Genomic DNA, 22,547 nt, shown 5'->3' on the forward strand with positions numbered 1-22,547 from the left:
AATTTAAAGTTTTCGCAAAGGTAATTCTAATTGAATAGTTGTCCCTTGTCCCGGTTCAGAACTGATATTTAGCGTGCCGCTTAAAAGATCTGCCCGCTCTTTCATCCCCCGCAAACCATGTGCTTTCGGGAATTTTTCCCGCGAATAAATATATTGATTGTCGAAATAAAAACCCTTACCATTATCCTGAATGATCATATTTAAAAAATCTGAATCACTGTCGACATGCACCTCAATTATTGAAGCCCGAGAATGTTTGATCGCATTATTAAGTGCCTCCTGCAAAATCCGGAACACGCCAATTTCGACTTCACGCGGCAGAGATTCGAGACGAATATTTTCTTCTAAATGAAAAGTAATTGAACCCGCTGCTTCCCTGCACATTTTTACCAGCTCACGAATCGCGGAGCGCAAACCAAAATCTTCCAGAACACTCGGAAGTAAATCCGCACAAATACGTTTTGTTTCGAAAATTATACCAGCAAGTAACTCGTTAACCTTTTGTATTTCAGGATCCTTATGCTCCATCCTGTCGTCAACCTGTTCCAATTTCATACGCAAACTTGTAAGCATTTGCCCGATACCGTCATGAATTTCCGCAGCCACGCGCTCCCTTTCCTTTTCCTGTCCGGTGATAATGGAAAAAGAACGGATATGCTGCTCAGTTTCCTGACGACGCATTTTTTCCTCAGTCAACAACCAGAGCTCTTTTTCTGTGTTTTTGCGTTTCGTAATGTCATTGCATACCACCAGATACTGATATAAATTACTTTTGTTGTCAATGATGGGCATCATGGTAACGTCCAGCCAGAAACCGGCTCCGTCTGATGCTGTGTCATAAACTTCTCCCTGCCAAACTTCTGTCCTACGCTCAGGATCGCGGATATGATCATAAATTATACTTTCTTTTCCACCCTTGTTGTTGTAGAACAAAGGTCTACCGCGCAGTTCCGTGATCGTATATTTTGTTACGTGACAATATTTGTCGTTGGCGTAAATGATATTCCCGGCGCTGTCGGTTTTTACAAGATATGTCGCTTTTTCAAGCGCAAAATTGGTTTCACGAAGTTCCTTATGCGATTTTTCGATTGACTTACTACTCTCCTGCAATTGTTCAGCAAGCTTTTTAGACCTGTCTTCAGAATCAATTAATCCGGTCATTGTTTGTCGGATCCTGACGGATAATGGAAAAAAGATCAATCCAGCTTCCAGCAAAAGCGTAAATAAAACAACACCCAACAAAATGTATTCGATCTCCTTTAACGTACGTACCTTCTGCCGCCAAAACCGGTCGTAATCAAAAACGATCAGTTCCATGCCCAACAGATAAGATTTTTCGTACTCTAAAATCTTTTTCAGGTAAGGTTTTATATCAGTAGAATCCGCGGATTTATTTTTCTCCATAACAGCCACCATTTGATTAGCTGCGGAAAGAATTTCCTGATACGGTTCTTTAACCATATCATACATCATCGCGATTTCTTTTCGATTATTTGGAGGTAAATTAAGGAACGAGTTTCCGCCAATAAGTGCTTCATGGGCCTTTTGCCATTGCTTCAGCGTGTTGACAAATTCTTTTCGGTTCGATTCTACATCCCTTCCCGACTCAATCAAGAGCGCTGTTTTTCCTAACGTCTGGCTGTAAGTCCGCAGTCTCCCTGCATAATTAATGATATGAGAATCGTCACGTTGCGCTGTGAGGTATCGTTGAATCAAAATTTGGCTGAGTATAGAAATCACCGCGACGATCAGCAGTGCAGAAACGTACAGCCAAGTAAAATATAGAAAGGTTTTTCTCTCCTGCGTTTCATCTTTTACCTGTTCTTTTTTGAACATAACCTGAATGATTTCTATGTTGAGATGTCCTTTTCCAGAAGCCTAAAACCTCCTATACCTACGTGTAAATATACGTAGGTATAAAACTTAAATCATAACAATTACAAGTCAAAAAAACTTAAAAACAATGATCTGTAAATTTTGCCTGAAATAGTTATAACGAAATATGACTTTGCAATTCTTCCATGCTCATATCCGCAGAGTGCCCCTGCGAAACAACTGCGCCACGGTTCATAAAATAAAAGTAGTCTGTAACCGGACGGGCAAAATCGATCTTTTGCTCAACAAGTAAAACCGAAATACCCTGCTCTTTGGCCAGCTTTTTTAAAATAATACCGATTTCCTGTGAAATAGATGGTTGAATACCTTCTGTTGGCTCATCCAGTAGCAGTAACGACGGCCGTCCTGTAAGTGCTCTTGCAATTGCCAGCTGTTGCTGCTGCCCTCCGCTCAAATTTCCGCCGAGTCTGTTTCTAAAATCTTTCAGAATTGGAAACATCGTATAAATTTCGTCCTCAGGAATTTTTGCCTTCCGGTCGCTCACTGCTTCCAGCCCAAGTTTAAGATTCTCATAAACTGTCAGTTTCGGAATTATTTCTCTTCCCTGCGGAACATAGGCAATACCCATTCTCGATTTTTTGAAGGCTGGCAGATTTGTCACGTCCTCATCCTTGTATTCAATCATTCCCGATTTTGGCTTTACGATTCCCATAATCGTTTTTAATAAAGTAGTCTTACCTACACCATTTCTCCCCATTACTGTCGTGACGGTTCCCTTTTTTACTTCTAATGAAGTGCCCCACAAAATGGTACTTTGCCCATAGGCAGCAGTCAGAGAATTTATTTTCAATATGGATTGGCTCATGGTTCAGAAGTTTTCAAGTTGTACGTTAGCCCGGCCTAAATAACTATCGATTACACGCTGATCATTCCGCACATCTTCGAACGATCCTTCCACCAGAAGTTTGCCCCTGACAAGAACGGTTACCAGGTCTTGGGCGATTTGCTCAACAAATTTCATATCATGCTCAATCACAATGATGCCGTGATGTTTAGATAATTGCATTAAAAGCTCACCGGTTTTTTCAGTTTCCTCGTCCGACATTCCCGCAGCCGGTTCATCGATTAACATCAACTTTGGATCCTGCAAAACCACTATTGCAATCTCTAGCCACTGTTTTTGACCATGAGACAATTCTCCGGCAATCTTTTTCAATTCCTTATTCAGACCAACTTTTGCTGCAACCTGCCGGATTTGAAAATCAATCTCATCTGTCGGTCTGAAGAAAAGAGAAGCAAATATGCTTTTTTTCATTTTGTATGCGAGCAGCATATTATCATATACCGTAAGACTTGGAAATACCGACGGTTTTTGAAATTTCCTGCCAATTCCCATATTCGCAATTTCGACTTCCGTTTTTCCCAAAACCGGAGTTCCATCGTACAAAACCTCACCGGAATCAGGTTTTGTCTTTCCACATAAAATATCAAGAAACGTAGATTTACCAGCACCGTTCGGGCCGATGATCACGCGGAGCTCCTTATCCCGCAAATTAAAATGGCTTAAATTCAATGCATGAACACCGCCAAAGGAAACTGAAAGATTTTTAACCGCAAGTAACATAATAATACGTTTTGTAGGTTTTGAAATATTTGTATTAATCGAATGCCGACCTGATCTGCTCAGGACTCAACTACCTGGCGACCAGAGACCTTTTCAGTAATCTGTTTCTTGCGGAATTTGTTTCCAATTATTTCGATCATTCCCAAGAAACCTTTATCAAAATAAAGTACGGTGATCACAAACAGGAATCCGAGGATAAACAACCAGGAATCCGGGAAAAGGCTAGTACAAATACTATATAAAAAATTGACAATCAGCGCTCCCATGATCGCACCTTTCAGTTTTCCACGGCCACCGAGAGCAACCCACATCACCATTTCTACAGATGCTCTTACGTCCATTCTCCCCGGTGTGATGATACCTGTTTGAGGTGCATAGAGCATGCCCGCGAATGCGGCAAGTAAAGCACCTACTATGAACACTGCCAGCTTATAATCGAGAACACGATAGGCGGTATAACTTGTGCGGGATTCACTATCCCGAATAGCCTGCAATACCTTCCCAAACTTCGAATCCACCAGTTTTTTGCTCAAAAAGTACGTTCCGCAAAGCCCTGCCAGTGATAGCAGATATAACCCTAGCTTCACATTCGGCGAGGCAAGACTAAATCCTAAAAGCGATTTGAAGTCAGTCAGGCCGTTTGTTCCGCCCAGCATCGTCTCGTTTCTCAGAAACAACAACCACATCGCAAGCGCAAGTGCCTGTGTGATGATGGCCATATAAACACCTTTGATCCGGCTGCGAAAAATGAAGTAACCGAAAACGAATGCGAATGCAGCCGGTATCAATAAGCCAAGTATCATCGCAAGACCGAAAGATTGAAATGGAGCCCAGAAAAAAGGTAAGGATTCAACCTGATTCCAGACCATAAAATCAGGAATGGAAGTACCGTCAGCACCACTTGCCGTCGCTCCTTTCATCACAATATGCATTGCCACGCTATATCCTCCAAGGCAGAAAAAAAATGCCTGGCACATCGAAAGAATTCCGGTGTAGCCCCAAATCAGATCAACACCAAGCGCTACAATCGCAAAGCAAAAATATCTTCCCCATAACGAAATTGTGTTGTTAGACACAATTCCAAACAGGTTTCCCAGAGGCAATAGAACTAGAAATAATACTATAAAAGCCCCATACAACCGGAAGTCTTTTGTTTTTTCCATGATTTCATTGAAATGTTTTTCTGACAAAATATTTTTCTAAATCCAGCAATTAATCTTCTGCAATCCGGCCCTTATCGGGAAACAAACCTCTCGGTTTGAATTGAAGAAAAACAACGATCAGCGCGAGAATCAGCACTTTTCCATACACTGCTTCGTAAAAAGATTCGAGCACCTTGGTAAGAAAACCGATTCCCAGACCAGACAAAATAGCCCCGGCAATTTTTCCAACGCCACCTGTTACGACAACTAAAAATGAATCAACAATATAAGTTTGCCCCATATCAGGAACTACATTTCCAATCAGCGTCATCGCGCAACCTGCAAGTCCCGCTAAGCCCGAACCCAAAAAGAAAGTTATAGCATCTACTTTTCTGGTTTCTACACCCAGACAAGCGCTCATACTCCGGTTTTGCGTAACGGCACGGATCTGGATTCCAAGGCGGCTTCGGTACAACATCAAATAAGTCAGCGAAACCACGACGATTGTCAAGACAATGATAAAAAGCCTGTTATAAGGAAGAATTAAATGTGGCATGACCTGCCAGCCACCGGCGAGAAACGAGGGCGCTTTCACCGCTGTCAGATCCCCGAAAATACTTCTCGCTGTTTGCACCATGATCAGGCTGACGCCCCAGGTCGCTAAAAGACTTTCGAGCGGCCGGGAGTATAAATGCCTGATAACCAACCTTTCTAAAACTAAACCAAAAAGACCGGCGACGATAAAAGATATGGGCAAAGACACGAAAAAGAACATATCCGATTTTATGCCAAGCGTATCAATAAATAAAGACTGTACGCAAAAAGTCGTGTAAGCACCGATCATCAGAAATTCTCCGTGCGCCATATTGATGATACCAGCCAAACCGTATACAATGGCCAGGCCCAGCGCGATCAGGATCAGAATACTTCCCAGACTGAGCCCGCTGAACAAATTCTGAGCTTTTTCTATTCTCGACTGTAATCCTTCCAGTGCTTCCACTTTTTCTGCTGCATATTTTTTTGCCCCGGCCAGCTTTCCGGATGCTGAATATTCTTTTAAAATGATCGTTACGTTCTCTCCCCAATTACTATCCAGACTATCTATGTATGCTCTCGCTTCATTTTCAGAAACAGCTTCATTTAACTTTAATTGGAACAAAATTTCTTTTCCGGCAGTCCGGGCTTCCTTGTCATTTTCTAACTTTAATGCCTCTGACAATATCTTAATTTTCGTATCGTCTGCCGACGTCAAAAGCTGTCCATACGCGACGATACGTTTCTTGGGTTCAGGGTTTGCAAGATTTAGATAAGGTAGGATCAGGTTCAGCGACAACCTGTCACTTCGGCTGATATCCACTTTTTTCAAAGATCCCTCACTGGTTTTTTTAGGTTTTCCGTCTGTGTCCAGAACAGGTTTATTTTCCGGAAATAGATAGAACAGCGGAAAAATTTCGCTTCCATCAGCAAGCTCCTCGACCTCTCCGGTTGTCACGGCCTTGCCGTCGACCATGTAAATTTTTTTGTCATTTATAGCGCTCAAAATTGGAAACGTCGACGGATTTCGTATCGAAACCAGTCTTTTAATCGCCTGAGTTCTCGCAGAATCGTTGGAAGGGCTCAGCACTTCATTCACATAAAAACTGGTGCTATCCGATTGCGCAGAAACTTGTTTTCCAATAAAGAGGCACAAACAAAACCCCAGCCACATTTTGACGATGTAGTTCATAACTTGGAAGTTTACAGTAAGCTTTAATTGAAGATTTTGATAACCGGCTGGTGTTATTTAGGTATAAACACCAGCCGGAATTAATATTGCATTCAACTCTGAGTCAATAAGATACATTGAGTGTATCAGGGATTTTCAGCCCAATATTTTTGATAAATAAAATAGCTCGGTTCGAAATATTTTATTTGCTTGCAACAGTATACGTTCCACCGTGACCCACATGGTCACAGTCCTTATCCGGCGACGTTAGTTTTGACCATGGCTCAGGATTTACCAAACCATTTGACTTCCAAATGATATCAAATTGACCGTCAGGTTTTATTTCACCAATCATAACCGGTTTTGCCAGGTGATGATTTTTTGTATCCATTTTCACAAGTCCATCCGGCGAATTAAATTCCAGTCCATAAAGTGCCGGGCGCACTTTTGACACTTCGAAAGAACCCGCTTTTTCTGCCGCTTTCGCCCAAAGATATACACCTGTATATGCCCAGCAAATAGGATCATCTGTAACTCTTTTGTCACCGCCTGGAAGATTATTTTTCTTGCAGAATGCTCTGAAATCTTCGACAAATTTCTTGTTTTCGGCAGATTCCATGGATTGGAAATAATTCCACGCAGCCAAATGGCCAACTAAGAATTCTGTATCTGTTGCACGCAGTTCGTCTTCTGCCACTGAGAAGGCCATTATGGGGCAGGTTGCTGCTGATAATCCCTGGTTTGCGAATTCTTTGTAAAAGGGAACGTTCGAATCTCCGTTGATCGTCGAAAGTACACAGGCTTTTCCGCCAGCCGCGAATTGTTTCACTTTGGAAACGATCGTCTGATAATCCTGATGATGGAAGGGAGTATATTCTTCAACAATATTTTCTTTTGGAACACCTTTCGATAATAAAAATGCCTTTAAAATTTTGTTAGCCGTACGAGGAAACACATAATCCGTTCCCAGTAAATAAAACTTTTTATATCCTCCGCCTGCCTCACTCATCATATATTCAGCCGCAGGGATCAATTGCTGATTCGGAGTGGCGCCTGTATAAATAACGCTAGTCGAACACTCCTCACCTTCATACTGTACAGGATAAAAAAGAAGCCCGTTATTTTCTTCAAAAACCGGAAGCACAGACTTTCTTGAAACGGAAGTCCAGCATCCAAACACTGCTGAAACCTTTTTATCCAATAACAACTCTTTCGATTTTTCAGCAAACAAATCCCAATCAGATGCTGGATCGACGATGACCGGTTCGATTTTTTTTCCTAAAACACCGCCTTTCGCATTGATTTCATCCACCGCCATCAGTACCACATCTTTTAGCGAAACTTCGGAAATAGCCATCGTTCCGCTCAGCGAGTGAAGAATTCCGATTTTAACAGTTTCTCCTTCTTCTGTTTTTTTGTCTCCCGAGGCCGATCCTCCGCAACCTGAAAGTCCAATAACCAAAGTAAGCAACAATATGCCCCATTGACGTATTTGTAATGTTTTCATAGTATAAATTTTGATGGTGATATAGAGTGAAAATTATAAGTCAACCAAAAGAGTCCTGAATTTGTGATTGCGAAGATCTTATAAATTTTAAAAGATACGACGACAATTCAGCTACGTAAGTAATTAAAAAAATCAGAGATAGATAAATTTTATGAAAATCAGAATATAAAAAATTGCACTTGCAACCAGAATTGGCCATAAGATTTTTTGTCGTAATCACCAGTCAATGTAGGCATATTATACTGACGCGCTACGTAAGACAAGCGCAAATTGGTATTGTTTCCGTTAAAGAAATAGTTGAGTCCGCCTCCGTAAACTGAGCTTGATTTCGCCTTATCAAAATCACCAACAAGCTCTGAGCCAACCTGTTCCTTCTTTGATGAGATATTTTGATTCTCATATCGAATCCATGGCTGCAATTTTGACTTTGTAAAATAGTAACCAAGTTCGAGAAACTGAACTGTCTGACGAGGAATCAAACCCGCAAAGGAATATTTCGAATTGACATTGGTTCCTCCCGTCATGTATTGAAAAGCTGCGTTAAGTGTGACAGAACCAGGATTTCCAGCTTTCTTATCAATAAAAACGTCGGTTCCGACATTGTAATATTTTCCTTGAGTATCAAATCCGGCAGCCCAGGCGAATGTATTTCCGGCTCCGAGTTTTGTGCCGGCGTAGTAGTAATCTTTTTCTGGATCCAGGAAATTATAAGCAACGCGACCCACTATACGCAATGGCGCTTGTCCGTCAAGGTTTCTACCTGTAAAAACTCCCAGGCGATACTCCAGCTTATCTTTTAAAAGAAAACCGCGGGCGTTCACACCAAGATCGCGACCAAAATTTCCCTGCAACGGGCTATTTCCGAACATGTTATAAGGATACTGGAAATAAGTAAAATCGTTCGCCATCAAGCCAGCTGCTCCTTGCAATCCATTTCTATTATTGGAAACCAGCTGCATACCAGCGATCAATTGAAATGAGTTTGAAAAATCATACTCATATTGCGCATCCAGAATAATCGGAGCAACTTTAACATTTTTTGTTCCATCGCCAAGCTGAATGCCGATAGGCGATGGAAGGTCGGTTTCCATAAAAAAACTACCCTTTTTAGATAACTGTCCGCCAACCAAAACCCGAGCCCGATAAACTGAAAATCCTTTGTTCCAGTCTCTTGCATTAGCGGAAGGCATTCCGCCAAATCCTGTTTGTTCTGTTGAAGCGAACATATGGACGATTGCGCCAACATGTATTGAAGGTTTAAAGTCCTCCATGCCATTCTCGATAACAACTGAATCTGCTTTCGGAACATAAGCGGAAAACTCGCGAAGCATGCGTGCTTTCTTTACTGCTTTTTTGTCCTTTTCGTCAATATCCGCGGAAGCGTAAACAACGCCACGAGACAAGGCCAACATTGCACTTACACAAAGGATAAATCTTTTCATGATCATGTGGATAAGTTGAATTACGTAAGTATTTAATACAACATTAAGAAACAATTACGTATGTAACAAATCTATTTCTGAAAAATGAAAATATTCATCTAAATATTATATAAATTGATACTTAAAGAATATTATTTGGGTAAAAATTGTATTTACATCATATAAATGAGCCATAACGGACATACGGTTTCATTTAATATTTATTCAATCCAACGCAAAAACCCTCTGTATACCTAAGTACCATACAAAGAAAAACCCGGCTAGTATTACGAGCCGGGTTTTACATACTACTGTCACCTTCTTCAAAACTGAATCAGACCAGATTCAGCTTTTTGTTATAAACTGCAAGTCATCATCGCCTGCGATTTTTCTTCCGGTCTATAAACTGCCTGTGCCTTATAATTGCCCACAGATTGTAATGGATTAATATTACTCACAACAGACTTCCTTTTTGCAGAAATTACAGTGACAGGACTTGTTGCATATTTCGGCGTTTGATGAACCGAACTCTTATGAGCATTAAAGGATTGCTTAACCAGCACAATTTGCTGCGGTCTCACACCAGCCATCTTTGCCTTGTTGGGCATTTTATAGTTATGAGAGGATATGCCGGGATCGGAAATTTTTTGAGCCTGAGACTTTACACAAAACAAGACTCCGACTGCCAACGAAAGCATTTTAAGATTTACTGATTTCAACATTGATGTATTGAATTTTAAGGATTAGGAATGAAAATTTTCACAAATGTAATTATCCCCAATCATCAATCCATACGCAATTCAAATATAAACATACAATATTCAAACATTATATTTTTCATAAAACATCTATATTAACTTAATTATTTACATTTTAGGAATCTTCATATTTCATCCTGAAAAGATATTTAACTCCGAAAATATCCTCATATATTTAATTTAAGCATATTTATAATATTTTGCAGTTTACGATGATAGAATATTCTCGATGTCAACCCAAAACACTTTCGACACTTTTAAAGTAAGAAAATACAGCTAAGTAATTATAAAATTCAAATATAACTTTAAATAGATTCAGAGTGAAATAGTCGAAGTGAGTATAATTATATAAAGAGATACAACAAAAAAAAGAGCCGATTTCGCGGCTCCTTTTTACGAATTTCTATAAATTTAAGTTGCCAATGGAGGACCTGATGGAATCATTATTTTCTCTCGCTTAGCTTTGAAAGTATGCCTTTTTGCAGTGAATTTGGCAGTCATGTATTCACCCATATAAATAGAACCGGTCATGGTATTATCTTTCACTATTCCCGAAAACATGAAGGTAATATTGTCAGCAATCTGACGATCGGAGCTTTTCATTTTAATCTCGTTCCCCTCGATCGTCCCCTGCAATTCTCTTACGCTAAACTCACCTTTGTGCGAACCTTCCAGCCAGTTTCCATCTTGTTCTAAAATCAACGACTGTTTACTTGTGCTTGAAAAGAATTCAACTTCCATATCCCAGTGACCCTTAACTGCTGACGAAGCTGCTGCCATTTCCGTTTTCGCGGATGTGCGTTTCTGGATCAGTGTTTCATACAGACGATCAGAAACAATCTTATCGTCGCCTGGCTGCATTTGGCCGGTTGTGATGGATACAAAAGTTACACCGTCACGTGTCCCTCCACCCAATGCAATACGTGGTTTTGTTCTACCAAAAAGTTCTGCGATCTCTTCACCTGAAATATTCAGTTTTGATGGATCCCACGAAATTTTCAGCTGTGGTGTACGATTTGAGAGCTCCTTTGGCTCGATTACCGTGGTTTTCACCCCATCGATGGTAGTAACTTTTTTAGAAATATTGTCCAGCCACGACAGCCACCTCTTCCACTCACCCGCATGGTCGCGCTTTGTCCATGCCTCCACAGCCGCAATCATGCCCATTGTTTCTTCCCGGCCCACTTTATTATCTCTTCCCGGCCCGTGATGCGGAGCGCTCGCCTGCCATGCAGACATCAGCAAATCTTTTCTGCCTAGCACAAGCCCGGCACATTGCGGTCCACACAGCGCTTTCCCGCCGCTGTAAATTACCACGTCAGCACCCATTTTTAGGTGGACGTTTGGTATGGTCAGGTCTTCGGCGGCGGCATCCACCATGATCGGTATTTTTTTGGCTTTTGCAATTTTTGAAATAATTTCCAGCGACATAGGGCCAGTCATTGATTCTTCCATCGCCATCAGATAAATCATCGCCGTCCGTGAGCTGATTGCATTTTTCAGTTCTTCAATCGAATCTACCGTGATCAAAGTCACGCCAACATTTCGCAGTGCGTGATCATATACATTTCGGGAATATCTCGGGATTATCACCTCTGTTTTCTCAAAACCTTCCAGATTTGGGATCCGGATCAGTTTTTCAGGATTTCCGCCAGTTACGCAAGCGACTGTCACATGTTTCATTCCAGCCGCACATCCGGCAGAAACCATACCCCACTCTGCTCCGGTTAATTCCGCCAGGCGCTTTCCTGCACCAAAGGCCAATTCGTCATATTGTACGAAAACCTGCGCGGCAGCATCCATCGCGTTCCGAACCTCCGGCCGTTCAATTGAACCACCGATAATGGTAAATGTTCCTCTGCAATTAATAATTGGCTCAACGCCAATAGCCTGATAAACTTCTTTTCCACCGGCGGCTGGAGCGGCGCTGACAGTGCCAGTTTCTGAAACAGGCTTCTTCGGAAGCATCATTCCTCCCGCAAGCGGAAGCAGCGACAAATCTTTGATAGCATTTCTACGATTCATTTTTGATCAGATAAGGTTTTAGGAATTTTAAGGAAATAGGACTTAGAAGTTAGTACGGAATTTCAGACAGTTCAACAGAATCTTGATATCATCTCATCATACATATCAGTCGACCGTGACTTAATCTCATTTAAGTATAATATTTTGAATAAAAAAATCAAAACAAGTCATTATATCGCCGTTTCCATCTAAGTTGAAACGAGTTTAATACTAAATGTGCTATTAACCAAATATTATAAAGTAGCAAGACTTCAACTGGTCTGAGAGAAATCCCGGAAGATTAAAAAATGGAAGTGGGTAGACTTGGATCGGAGTTAAAGTAATATGTACCACATTTACCTTCATTTTGGCATTTTAACTAACTGCCGGATTTACCAATTTTGTTCAACAAACTTACCATATCACAAAAGTCGCGCCGAGGTCTGAAAATTTAAATAATTAGCCAGGTACGTTATGAAAATTTCTGTTATTAAAATTCTGACATATGTTCTTACAACAATATTTCTTGTCGCATTAAATAAGTTATTTAATGAATTGTAAGAATCTCTCTTATTTAACTGCGCTGTAAAATTCTGATCAATATCGACCGCCTGTGAAAGATGGAAATCATGACAAAATCTTCAAAGTTAATTACCCTTCTGCTGCTTGGCGCGATGACGTTGATGTTATTTGCCCTTATATTCAAATTCCTGTTATGATCACTATCCTTCGTAGCTTATTTTATTTTTGGGGCAGACAGAATCTTTAATATACAGCCGAAGATATCGAGATTCGGAGATTTGGAGACAGCCCAATATGCAAAAAGTGAAGCCCGTTATTAAATGCCGAAACATTTATAACAGGCCTCACTTTATCAACTAACTATTGTACTACAGAAAATTATGGTCTTGTTGTTCCACCCGGAGTTGTGGTAGTCGAACCAGGTGTTGTGGTTGACCCAGGCGTGGTTGTTGATCCAGGCGTGGTTGTTGACGGCGAAGTCATGCTTCCAGGTGTTGTTGTTGAAGGATTAGCTGTGCTTCCCGGAGTTGTTGAAGAATTATTCATGCTACCCGGTGTAGTTGTTGAATTATTCAAGGTTCCAGGTGTTGTAGTCGAATTGTTCATGCTACCAGGAGTAGTTGATGAATTGTTCATACTACCAGGTGTTGTAGATGAATTATTCATGCTACCTGGTGATGTCGAGCTGCCAGGTGTAGTTGACGAATTTGTCGAACTTCCAGGAGTTGTTGAAGATGGATAAGTCGAACTACCCTGTGTTGATGAAGGTTGAGTACTGCTGCCCGGAGTTGTTGACGAAGGTGTAGTACTTCTCGTTCCCTGAGTTGTTTTTCCTTTCTTCATCTTCTGAGATTGCGTACTACTTTCAGATGAACTATTTGGTGTCGTTGTTGACGGCGATGTCGATGTTTGAGCATACGCTGAAATAGAACCAAAAAGAATAAATGCGATGATGTTTAATTTTATCGATTTCATAATAATTTCTAATTTAAAATGCAGTTATTAAAGTTTTTATAATTGTTAGATGTAATTGGTTTAGATAAATAACCATACCACATAAGCATATAAAAAACATTGCATAAAAATTTCCCGATTGCGTATATACTTGATAATCAAAACGTTTATCAGGTGAGATGAATTCGTAAACGTACAAATATACGTCCACACAATGCGTTAGGAAAGCGGATTTAGACATTGAATTTCTCATAAATCCAGTCAATAATTCACCTTACGTTTACTTGATCAAATCCGAAGCTTCGTTAACTTTTACCCAATTTCAGTATTCGACTCTTGTTGAATTGTTGAAGTAATATGGGGCAAGCATTGTACAAAAAATTGCACGTTATGATAACAGCACCGATGCCATATCTTAGATTCATCAAGGCGTGGATAGAAATTAAAAGGAAAAATATCAGGCAGATGAAATGATACCGCTCATACATCTCCACGGTTTTTAAATACTTGTTCAGCGAAGTCCGATCTCGTATCCTGCGATATTGGGGCAGATCTTTTCGGATTGCACGGTTGATAATATCTCCGTCCTGTACGAACTGACGAATCCTTTTAACACCTAACCGTTTGTAAAATTGAGGGTTGCGACTGATTTGAAGACGATCAAAAATCTGCTTTGGGAGAAATCCACAGGTGAGGCTGATCACCAGAAAAATGTAAAATGCCTCATAGGAAGACAGACTGCTCAAATAGACCAGAATTGGTATAAAAGCCAGCAATGTCCAGCCAATATTGATCAGTTGGTTGAGCATCAACTTTTTAGAAGCAGTTTTCATTGAATTGATCCGAAGATATTATGAAAGCAGATTGTCATTTATATTGTTATTTCAAATCATATCGCCGGATGATATTCCAGGATTTTCCATCATGTTTCAGCAATTGAAAACTATTTACCACAAATGTCCCCGAAAATTTCTTATCCCGAAATTCCAGCCACGCCCTTTCAAACATTTCCGGTTGCAGATCTCTGTATGCAACCGTGATGTGAGGCCTGAAAACAAGTTCTGTATTGTTTGGTTTGGCGTCATCAAAAGAGTCAAAGAATTGCTGAATAAGCACACGTTGTAAGCTGAAAAGACTATCGTTCAGGCTTGGTTTGATATAGATAACCGGATGTTTCGGATTTTTAAAGGCATCAAAACCTTTTAGTTCCAGCTGAAATGAAGGTATTTCAACAACCAAATCTAAAAACCAGTTCAGCAGATGATTGTGCACAATAGGTGGCAATCTAAAAGGAGCTTTTAATGTAATGTGAGGCATTACTCTTAAAGACCTCCGACTATCAAATCTTTCGGCAAATTCTTTCTGCACCTCAATGACTTGCCTGCTGATTTCCTCCGGAAGCACAATGGCAATGAAATATAAATTCTGATTTTCTGTATTCATCATTACCGAAATTATAATTCCTGAACACTTTTACCTTTATGAAAAGTGTAAATTTAGCCATCAATCCTTACTGACCAGTATCAAAAAGGAAAAACCGGCTTCCCGAATATTCAGGAGGCCGGTTCACTTAATTTTTATTATCAAATTAATTCATCAAAATGAATTGGCAAATGATTAATCCGTTTACCGGTTGCGTGGAATATGGCGTTAGCAATTGCCGGTGCCATCGCCACTAAACCAATTTCACCAACGCCTTTACTGCCTAGTTCATTCACAATCTCATCCTTTTCCTCAACAAATATCACGTCGAGTTCGTGTATATCCGCATGAACTGGGATGTGATACTCAGCGAGATTTTGGTTCATATATTTCCCAAAACGATGATCACTGATCGTTTCTTCATACAATGCCTTGCTAATTCCCCAGACCATACCACCCAAAATCTGGCTTCTAGCAGTTTTGGGGTTGATAATATTTCCGGCAGCAACGGCAGTTACAGCACGCGTTACCTGAATGGTTCCTAATTCCTCGTCGATTTCAACTTCTACAAAAGCTGCGCTATGCGCTGCCCGGGTGTATTTTTTCAGCTTGAAAACATTCGGAACCGACATGTTGGTAGTTTTAATCTCTTTATTTCCGCTCGCTGCAATAATTTCTTTGAAGAAAACCATCACAGCGGGGTTACTATTTAAAGAGATTCCGCCCCGCTCAAAACTAATATCGTTGTCGTCCGCATTCTTAAAGGGAGAATTATCCATTTCCCTCGCCTTCTTCAATATCTTTTTTCGGAGTGCCTTTCCTGCTGATTTTATAGCCGACCCGACGGTGGATACGGTAAAAGAGCCACCCTGAATAGGAGCAAAAGGCATTTTACTGTCTCCGTAATTAAACTGAACATCTTCCAATGGTAAGCCCAATTCATCCGCAGCAATCTGCGTCATCACTGTGAGCGTTCCCGTGCCGATATCAGTGACCGCACTGCTTACCCTAAGTTTCCCTTCTTTTGTCAAAACTGCCTCAGCCCTGGCCGGAATCGTCATAGACTCCCAAAAACCAGTTGCCATTCCATACCCAATCAACTTATTTCCACGGCGCATACTCCTCAATTCAGGATTTCTTTTAGACCAGCCAAATCGCTCAGCACCCTGGATATAACATTGTTTTAATTCCTTACTGGAAAACGGTCGATTTTCGGCCACATCCATGTCTGCATAATTGATAAGTCGGAATTGAACCGGATCAATACTCAGTTTAAAAGCCAAAGCATCCATAGTACTTTCAATGGCATGACTTGCCGTACTTCCGCCGGGCGCCCGCATATCCAGAGGGCTGTATACATCCAATGGCACGAGCTGATATTCCAGCTTCGTATTTTTTGCAGGATAAAGAATATTGGACCAGTTCACGACGACCTCCGTGTAATCCTCGTGTTGCGAAGTTTCTGCAATTGCGGTATGCTTGATAGCATTTACAACGCCATTTTCGTCTGCACCAAAATTCAACTGCTGAACCGTTGGCGGTCTGTGCCCGAAAGTATACATCTGGTGCCTGTCAAGTGTCACGCGAACCGCACGTTTTAATTCCAATGCAGCCATAACCGACATAAACAACTGGTATTGAGGCCGCAAACCTGACCCGAATGCTCCGCCAACATAAGGAGAAATTACCCTGACATTCTTGAAATGCAGACCAAAAATGTTCCCTACATAAAGCTGACAGTTAACCGTCCCCTGTGTTTTATCATAAATTGTCACTTTGCCATCGCCCTCATAGATGGTGGTAGTAGCAAACAATTCCATTGGATTATGGTGTTCTGTCCCGTGAACATACTCCGCAGAAACCTGTGCAACAGAAGCGGCATACTCTTTTTCAAAATCGCCTTTCGGTTTCGGTGGCAAAGGTTTCAAGAATGTAGCCATACCTACTTTCGGATCCCTGCCCTTATCCTGATTTTGATAAAGATCCGTTGCAAAGCTTTCCTCTTCGTAGGAAACTTTCAAAATGGACGCAGCATAACGCGCCAGTTCAAAAGTTTCTGCAACTACGAGCGCAATTGGTTGCCCATTATATTTGATTTCTGCATTTTGCAGCGGACGAAACGGCGAACCCGGAGGCGCATCCATATCTGAATACTGCATATCAAACCAGGCCAGTGATGGTCGGTTTTCGTGCGTAAACACTTCAATTACACCCTCAATTTCTTTTGCAGCACTCGTATCAATTTGTGTTATCTTTCCTTTTGTTATGGTGCTGTTGACAACGTAGCCATAAAGCAAACCATCAACATTATATTCTCCTGCATATTTGGCGGTGCCCGTTACCTTTGCACGACCTTCAAGCCGACTGATGGGCTGTCCTATTTGTGGTTGATCAATCATAATTTTCAGCGTTATAATGAAGGTTGTGCACCAGGTTGTTGAGATTCAGGATTTAATGCCATCATACAGTTTCTGACGATAGCTCTTTTCGCCAATTCTATCTTAAAGCTGTTATGTTCAAAGCCAATTGCGCCGCGTAAAATCATCTCTGCCGCAGAAGCAAAATTCTCCATACTTGGCTCTTTATCTTTCAAAAAATCCTCCGCCTCTTTCACACGCCATGGTTTATGCGCAAGTCCGCCCAAAGCAATCCTTACTTCTTTGATCAAATTATTTTCCAGTTCTAAACCTGTTGCCACTGACACCAGCGCGAAAGCATATGAACTGCGGTCCCTTAATTTCAGGTATGAATAGTTTTTATCAAATCCTTTTTCGGGAAGATCAATACTTGTTATTATTTCTCCCTCTTTAAGATTATTATCCAAATGTGGAGTATCCCCTGGCAAACGATGAAAATCAGCAAATTCCAGGCTGCGATCTCCTTCCGTACCTGATATATTGACAACCGCTTCCAGCGCTGCAAGTGCTACGCACATATCCGATGGAAAAACGGCGATGCAATTTTCACTGGTGCCAAGAATCGCCATAATTCGGTTGTAACCGCCGATAGCCGAACAACCTGTTCCCGGTTCACGCTTATTACACGGAGTCGCCGGATCGTAGAAAAAGTAACAGCGAGTCCGTTGTAAAAGATTGCCGCCATTGGTTGCCATATTACGTATCTGAGCGGAAGCACCTGCTAAAATCGCTTTTGACAATAATGGATATCGAGCTTCAATTTGTGGGTGATAAGCAGTATCTGCATTTGTTACGAAAGCACCGAGACGCAAACTTCCGTCCGACTTCTCTTCAATCGCCTTGTGTTCAGGGATATGATTAATATCAACAAGCATTTCTGCTGTTGCGATATTATATTTTAAGAGGTCAATCAGGTTTGTGCCGCCCGCTATATATTTGGAAGCGCTATTGTTTGAGGAAAATTCAACGGCCTTGCCGATATTTTCCGCCTGCTCGTATGCGAAGTTATTCATGGTTTTTTGCTTCTTTAACTTCCATAATCGCGTCAATTATATTGGTGTTCGCACCACAACGGCAAAGATTTCCACTCATCGAGTCTTTAACCTCAGTTCTGGTATGTGCTTTATTTTCTTCGATCATACCAATAGCGCTGCAAATCTGTCCGGGTGTACAATATCCGCATTGAAAAGCGTCGTGTTCAATGAATGCTTTTTGCAGTGGGTGAAGTTCTGCTCCGTTTGAAATACCTTCAATTGTGGTAATTTCAGAGCCGTTTTTCATAACCGCCAGCGTCAGGCAGCTAAGTATTCTCTTTCCGTCACAGATTACAGTACATGCGCCACACTGACCATGATCGCAGCCTTTTTTTGTCCCTGTCAAATCCAGATACTCTCTAAGCCCATCTAAAAGACTAACCCAGGGTGACACTTCAAGAATTTTCGGAGCGCCGTTAACCCTGAGCGATAGTACCCTGGGTTGCAATACATTTCGGGCCGATTTGGGGTGGTTTGTTATCGTTTCCATGGTGAATGCTGATGAAATGAATTTTGAGTGATGGTAATTTAATAAACAGGATTTCAAACAATTATGCCACCGCGATTTCTGGGATTTATAGACAAAACACAACATACACTCATAATCGCTGAAATCGCATTTCTAAATACTACAAAAACGAAAATCCCGGAACAGCTTAAATTTAGCCGTACCGGGATTTTTTAAAACTCTTTTATATTATCTATTGGATATCCTCATATTTCCCTTGATTAAGATCTCCTGTATCATATCCTTTCTTAAACCAATACATTCGCTGTTCTGAAGTACCATGCGTAAATGCATCCGGAACAATGTAACCTTGCGATTGCTTTTGCAGTTTATCATCACCGATCGCGTTTGCAGCATTTAAAGCCTCCTCCAAATCGCCTGGTTCCAGAATATTGCTCATTTTATTAGCATGGTTTGCCCAAACACCAGCAAGGAAATCCGCTTGTAATTCAAGTTTAACCGATAATTTGTTGTATTCCTCTTCACTGATCCTGCCTCGCTGGCTCTGCAATTTTTCAGAAACTCCCATCAATTGTTGAACATGATGACCAACTTCATGTGCTACCACATAAGCCACTGCGAAATCACCCGGCGCATTGAATTTTTCTCTTAATTCATCACAGAACGAAAGGTCAATATATACTTTCTGGTCAGCAGGGCAGTAAAATGGGCCCATCGCGGAAGAAGCTCCTCCGCAACCACTCTGGGTTGAGTTTTCAAAAATCTGTAACTTAGGCTGTTCATATTGCCCCCCATTTTCAGCATAAATCTTTCCCCAAACGTCTTCTGTACTTCCCAAAACAGCGGTCACAAAATCGGCTGTTTTATCATCCGGCCGAGGGCCGGCGGGAGCTGTCTGGACTTGTTCGGTTTGTTGTCCCTGCTGCAAATTTGACAAGATTTCAGAAGGATCCTGCCCTGTTAGTAACCCAATTGCCAGAACGATGATCATGCCGATTCCTCCAATGGCAACCTTACCACCGCCGGACATGCCGCGGCGATCTTCAACATTTCCACTCCTTCGTAAATCAGACCAACGCATAGTATTTCTTTTTAAGTTAATTTCTGACCAGACGTCGCCAAATGACTTCGACAACCTTCATATCAATTTTATATATAATCTTTTAAATAACGTGCCAGAAATTTAGACAATTTCAGACGATTCTCGCGTAATCACGGAGCATTAAAAAAAATTATGCAATCAAATCATTCAACTGATCAAGCAGCGAAATCTGCCCTGCATTTATTTTTTCCCTCGCAACTTCCAGATTTAACCACGCAGCTTTGTCCACCTCAGGGAATTCCTGAATCTTACCAGAGCGAGGAGGCCACGCCAGTTGAAAAGTATTACTGATTATTGCATCTGCATCAACCTCTCCCTCAACCGCCCACACATGGACAACTTTACCTCCTTTTTGTTTAATAGGTAAGAGAGGAATAAAATTTCCGTCGATCTTGTGACCTGTTTCTTCTTTAAACTCTCGTTTTGCGGCATGGAGCGGATCCTCGTCCTGGCCAAACTCACCTTTTGGAACAGACCAGGCACCAGCGTCTTTTTTAGCAAAAAACGGCCCTCCGGGATGAACCAGGAAAACTTCGATCCCATTGTCTTTCCGATAAACCAGAATTCCTGCGCTTTGTTTTGCCATATTAAATTGAAATTTCTCAGAATATAAAATTCCTGTTCCGAACCGGCAACTAATCATTACCTATTGACGATAGCATTTGGAACAATTTTTACTATGTATATCCATACAAGCTGGTTACGAAACTACTACGGATTTATCCAAAAATATTGTGTTAAATATATACCTCATCAATAAAAATTATGGAATACATAGATAAAGTAATTATTCAGGCCGCACGTGTCGGCAATGCGGAAGTGATCGCAGAACTTATTGAAAGAAAAACAGATGTTAATTGCCAGGATGAGAAAGGTTATACGCCGCTGATCATCGCATGTTATAACAATCATTTTGAAGCCGCCAAACTTCTTCTCGAAGCAGGCGCGGATGTGAACGCGATGGATTTTGGAGGCAATACGGCTTTAATGGGCGTCTCGTTTAAAGGTTACCCGGAACTTGCTGAATTGCTCATTTCCCATGGTGCAGATCTAAATCTTCAACATGGAAATGGAGGTACGGCGCTGATGTTTGCTGCTATGTTCGGCCGTAACAACCTCGTAAAATTGCTATTGAATCATGGTGCCGACAAGTATATTGTAGATAACAGAGGGCTGTCAGTAATCGATCTGGCTGCCCAGCAAGGAAATGAGGAAGCTATTGCTATTCTGGAACAGGAAACAGCTCTCTGATCACCTGTTATCATATAAAAAAGGATCCTGAACAAATTTCAGGATCCTTTTTTATATGGTAACAAATATCGATTGTTAATTTCAGGTGTATTTAAACTGTCTTCTCTTTTGGCAAAAGTGCTAACCGAATAGATTCAGTGATTTTTTTCCTGTATGTGATTGCAAGTGCAACCAGAACAATGCATAGGCCGAGTAAAATGACATATCCTAGGTAATAACTGTCAAGCCACACGTTTAGAAAATGTCCCGTAATCAGCGTTAACAAAATAACGATTCCGAAACCGACAATGACCAACACGGCGTAATAAACGGCCGGTGTTATCATTTTCGAAATCATACCCTCGATCTCCGCCCTTATGATTGCCAGTTTACCTTCAACAAAATCCGTTACTTTATCGAATAGTTGATTTTTCACTTTCGCAACTGTTGCAACCGGCTTTTTCACAAGATCGATTGAACTGGCCACATCAGCGTGTTCTGCTTCTTTTCTTATAACCAGAACTGCGTGCTCGTTTGGTTCGATTCCGCGGCCATCAGAACGGGCATATACCTTGGTAAATTCCGCCCCGAAATAGAGAATAATCGAGGAATAATAAACCCAGGTCAGTAAGATCACGATCGATGCAGATGTTCCGTAAGTTGCTCCAAGATCAGATTGTCCCAGGTAAAATGTGATCCCAAATTTCCCTACCAGAAACAATAGCGCTGTGAAAGCCGCGCCTACGATACATTCTTTCCATCTTAAATGACCGTCAGGAAGAATTTTAAAGATAACGGTAAACAGCGCCGTGATAATTACAACCACCAGAGCCACGTTCAGTACAGAAAATATGATTACAGAAACTTCGGAGAAGTATCGTTCTAATCTTCCACTCAAAAGGTCCACCAACGCGTTCACACCCAGCGAAACCAACAAAAGAAATCCAAGTGTAATAATAACAGAGAACGATAGCAGACGGTTTTTCAAATATTGCAGCCAGCCTTTTTTAGGTTTTGATTTAATTGACCAGATGTAATTGATCGAATCCTGAATTTCCGCAAAAACTCCTGTTGCTCCAATTAAAAGCGTGACCACACCAACTGTGGCTGCTGTGAATGATTTGTTTGAAATTGCTGCATTTTTGATGATCTCCTGAAGTTGTAGAGATGCCTCCTTACCTACCAACCCGGAAATTTGACCGAACAATTCTCCCTGGAATGCTTCTCTACCGAAGAAAATACTGACCATTGAAATGATTACCAGCAACATTGGAGCCAGTGAGAAGACAGTATAGTATGACAAGGCAGCGCTCAATTTCAAGCCATTGTCATCCATAAATTCCGAGAAACTTTCCTTGAAGACAGAAAAGAAAAATTTAACCTTAACCATAAAATATCTT

General features: G+C 41.1%; 19 protein-coding genes. 1 reads left to right on the forward strand and 18 read right to left on the reverse strand.

The window, feature by feature from the left end; translation table 11 throughout:
* Positions 1 to 3 precede the first annotated feature (3 nt).
* From L0657_RS25040 to L0657_RS25120, 17 genes are all read right to left on the reverse strand, one after another.
* Entirely contained in the window at positions 4 to 1,836 is a 1,833-nt protein-coding gene (locus L0657_RS25040; protein ID WP_235153517.1) for an ATP-binding protein, read from the reverse strand.
* A 154-nt stretch (positions 1,837 to 1,990) separates the two neighbouring features.
* Complete coding sequence (gene urtE, locus L0657_RS25045; protein WP_235153518.1) at positions 1,991 to 2,701, reverse strand: urea ABC transporter ATP-binding subunit UrtE; 711 nt, start codon at positions 2,699 to 2,701, stop codon at positions 1,991 to 1,993.
* Positions 2,702 to 2,704: 3 nt separating this feature from the next.
* Positions 2,705 to 3,460, reverse strand: coding sequence for an urea ABC transporter ATP-binding protein UrtD (gene urtD, locus L0657_RS25050; protein WP_235153519.1), 756 nt, complete (start codon positions 3,458 to 3,460; stop codon positions 2,705 to 2,707).
* A 59-nt stretch (positions 3,461 to 3,519) separates the two neighbouring features.
* Positions 3,520 to 4,623, reverse strand: coding sequence for an urea ABC transporter permease subunit UrtC (gene urtC, locus L0657_RS25055; RefSeq protein WP_235153520.1), 1,104 nt, complete (start codon positions 4,621 to 4,623; stop codon positions 3,520 to 3,522).
* A gap of 49 nt (positions 4,624 to 4,672) precedes the next feature.
* A complete protein-coding gene (gene urtB / locus L0657_RS25060; protein ID WP_235153521.1) occupies positions 4,673 to 6,328 on the reverse strand; it encodes an urea ABC transporter permease subunit UrtB in 1,656 nt (551 codons plus the stop codon).
* A gap of 181 nt (positions 6,329 to 6,509) precedes the next feature.
* Entirely contained in the window at positions 6,510 to 7,814 is a 1,305-nt protein-coding gene (gene urtA / locus L0657_RS25065; protein ID WP_235153522.1) for an urea ABC transporter substrate-binding protein, read from the reverse strand.
* A gap of 158 nt (positions 7,815 to 7,972) precedes the next feature.
* The gene (locus L0657_RS25070; RefSeq protein WP_235153523.1) at positions 7,973 to 9,256 is read right to left on the reverse strand and encodes a hypothetical protein; all 1,284 of its coding nucleotides are present in this window, start codon (positions 9,254 to 9,256) and stop codon (positions 7,973 to 7,975) included.
* Between the two features lie 335 nt (positions 9,257 to 9,591).
* Positions 9,592 to 9,957 carry a hypothetical protein gene (locus L0657_RS25075; RefSeq protein WP_235153524.1) on the reverse strand — a complete coding sequence of 122 codons (366 nt, stop codon included), beginning with the start codon at positions 9,955 to 9,957 and terminating at the stop codon, positions 9,592 to 9,594.
* A 447-nt stretch (positions 9,958 to 10,404) separates the two neighbouring features.
* Positions 10,405 to 12,018, reverse strand: coding sequence for an aminotransferase class V-fold PLP-dependent enzyme (locus L0657_RS25080; RefSeq protein WP_235153525.1), 1,614 nt, complete (start codon positions 12,016 to 12,018; stop codon positions 10,405 to 10,407).
* 879 nt (positions 12,019 to 12,897) lie between these two features.
* Positions 12,898 to 13,494 (reverse strand): hypothetical protein, encoded by a 597-nt coding sequence (locus L0657_RS25085; protein WP_235153526.1) that lies wholly within the window; start codon positions 13,492 to 13,494, stop codon positions 12,898 to 12,900.
* Between the two features lie 284 nt (positions 13,495 to 13,778).
* Positions 13,779 to 14,306, reverse strand: a complete 528-nt coding sequence (locus L0657_RS25090; RefSeq protein WP_235153527.1) for a hypothetical protein — start codon at positions 14,304 to 14,306, stop codon at positions 13,779 to 13,781.
* Between the two features lie 46 nt (positions 14,307 to 14,352).
* A complete protein-coding gene (locus L0657_RS25095; protein ID WP_235153528.1) occupies positions 14,353 to 14,919 on the reverse strand; it encodes a 2'-5' RNA ligase family protein in 567 nt (188 codons plus the stop codon).
* Between the two features lie 137 nt (positions 14,920 to 15,056).
* A complete protein-coding gene (locus tag L0657_RS25100; protein WP_235153529.1) occupies positions 15,057 to 17,294 on the reverse strand; it encodes a xanthine dehydrogenase family protein molybdopterin-binding subunit in 2,238 nt (745 codons plus the stop codon).
* Positions 17,295 to 17,305: 11 nt separating this feature from the next.
* Positions 17,306 to 18,325, reverse strand: a complete 1,020-nt coding sequence (locus tag L0657_RS25105; protein WP_235153530.1) for a xanthine dehydrogenase family protein subunit M — start codon at positions 18,323 to 18,325, stop codon at positions 17,306 to 17,308.
* Positions 18,318 to 18,836, reverse strand: a complete 519-nt coding sequence (locus tag L0657_RS25110; protein WP_235153531.1) for a (2Fe-2S)-binding protein — start codon at positions 18,834 to 18,836, stop codon at positions 18,318 to 18,320. Before L0657_RS25110 ends, L0657_RS25105 begins: the two co-directional genes overlap by 8 nt.
* Positions 18,837 to 19,047: 211 nt before the next feature.
* Positions 19,048 to 19,896: a neutral zinc metallopeptidase gene (locus tag L0657_RS25115; protein ID WP_235153532.1), complete on the reverse strand. Its 849-nt coding sequence runs from the start codon at positions 19,894 to 19,896 to the stop codon at positions 19,048 to 19,050.
* Positions 19,897 to 20,047: 151 nt separating this feature from the next.
* A complete protein-coding gene (locus L0657_RS25120; protein WP_235153533.1) occupies positions 20,048 to 20,503 on the reverse strand; it encodes an NUDIX domain-containing protein in 456 nt (151 codons plus the stop codon).
* A 179-nt stretch (positions 20,504 to 20,682) separates the two neighbouring features.
* Here L0657_RS25120 and L0657_RS25125 point away from each other — a divergent pair, with 179 nt between their 5' ends.
* Positions 20,683 to 21,168, forward strand: coding sequence for an ankyrin repeat domain-containing protein (locus tag L0657_RS25125; RefSeq protein ID WP_235153534.1), 486 nt, complete (start codon positions 20,683 to 20,685; stop codon positions 21,166 to 21,168).
* A 91-nt stretch (positions 21,169 to 21,259) separates the two neighbouring features.
* On the opposite strand, the gene L0657_RS25130 is transcribed toward L0657_RS25125, so the two are convergent.
* Complete coding sequence (locus L0657_RS25130; RefSeq protein ID WP_235153535.1) at positions 21,260 to 22,537, reverse strand: YihY/virulence factor BrkB family protein; 1,278 nt, start codon at positions 22,535 to 22,537, stop codon at positions 21,260 to 21,262.
* Between the last annotated feature and the right edge of the window lie 10 nt (positions 22,538 to 22,547).

Origin of the sequence: Dyadobacter sp. CY345 (assembly GCF_021502725.1) — a bacterium.
Lineage (GTDB): Bacteria > Bacteroidota > Bacteroidia > Cytophagales > Spirosomataceae > Dyadobacter.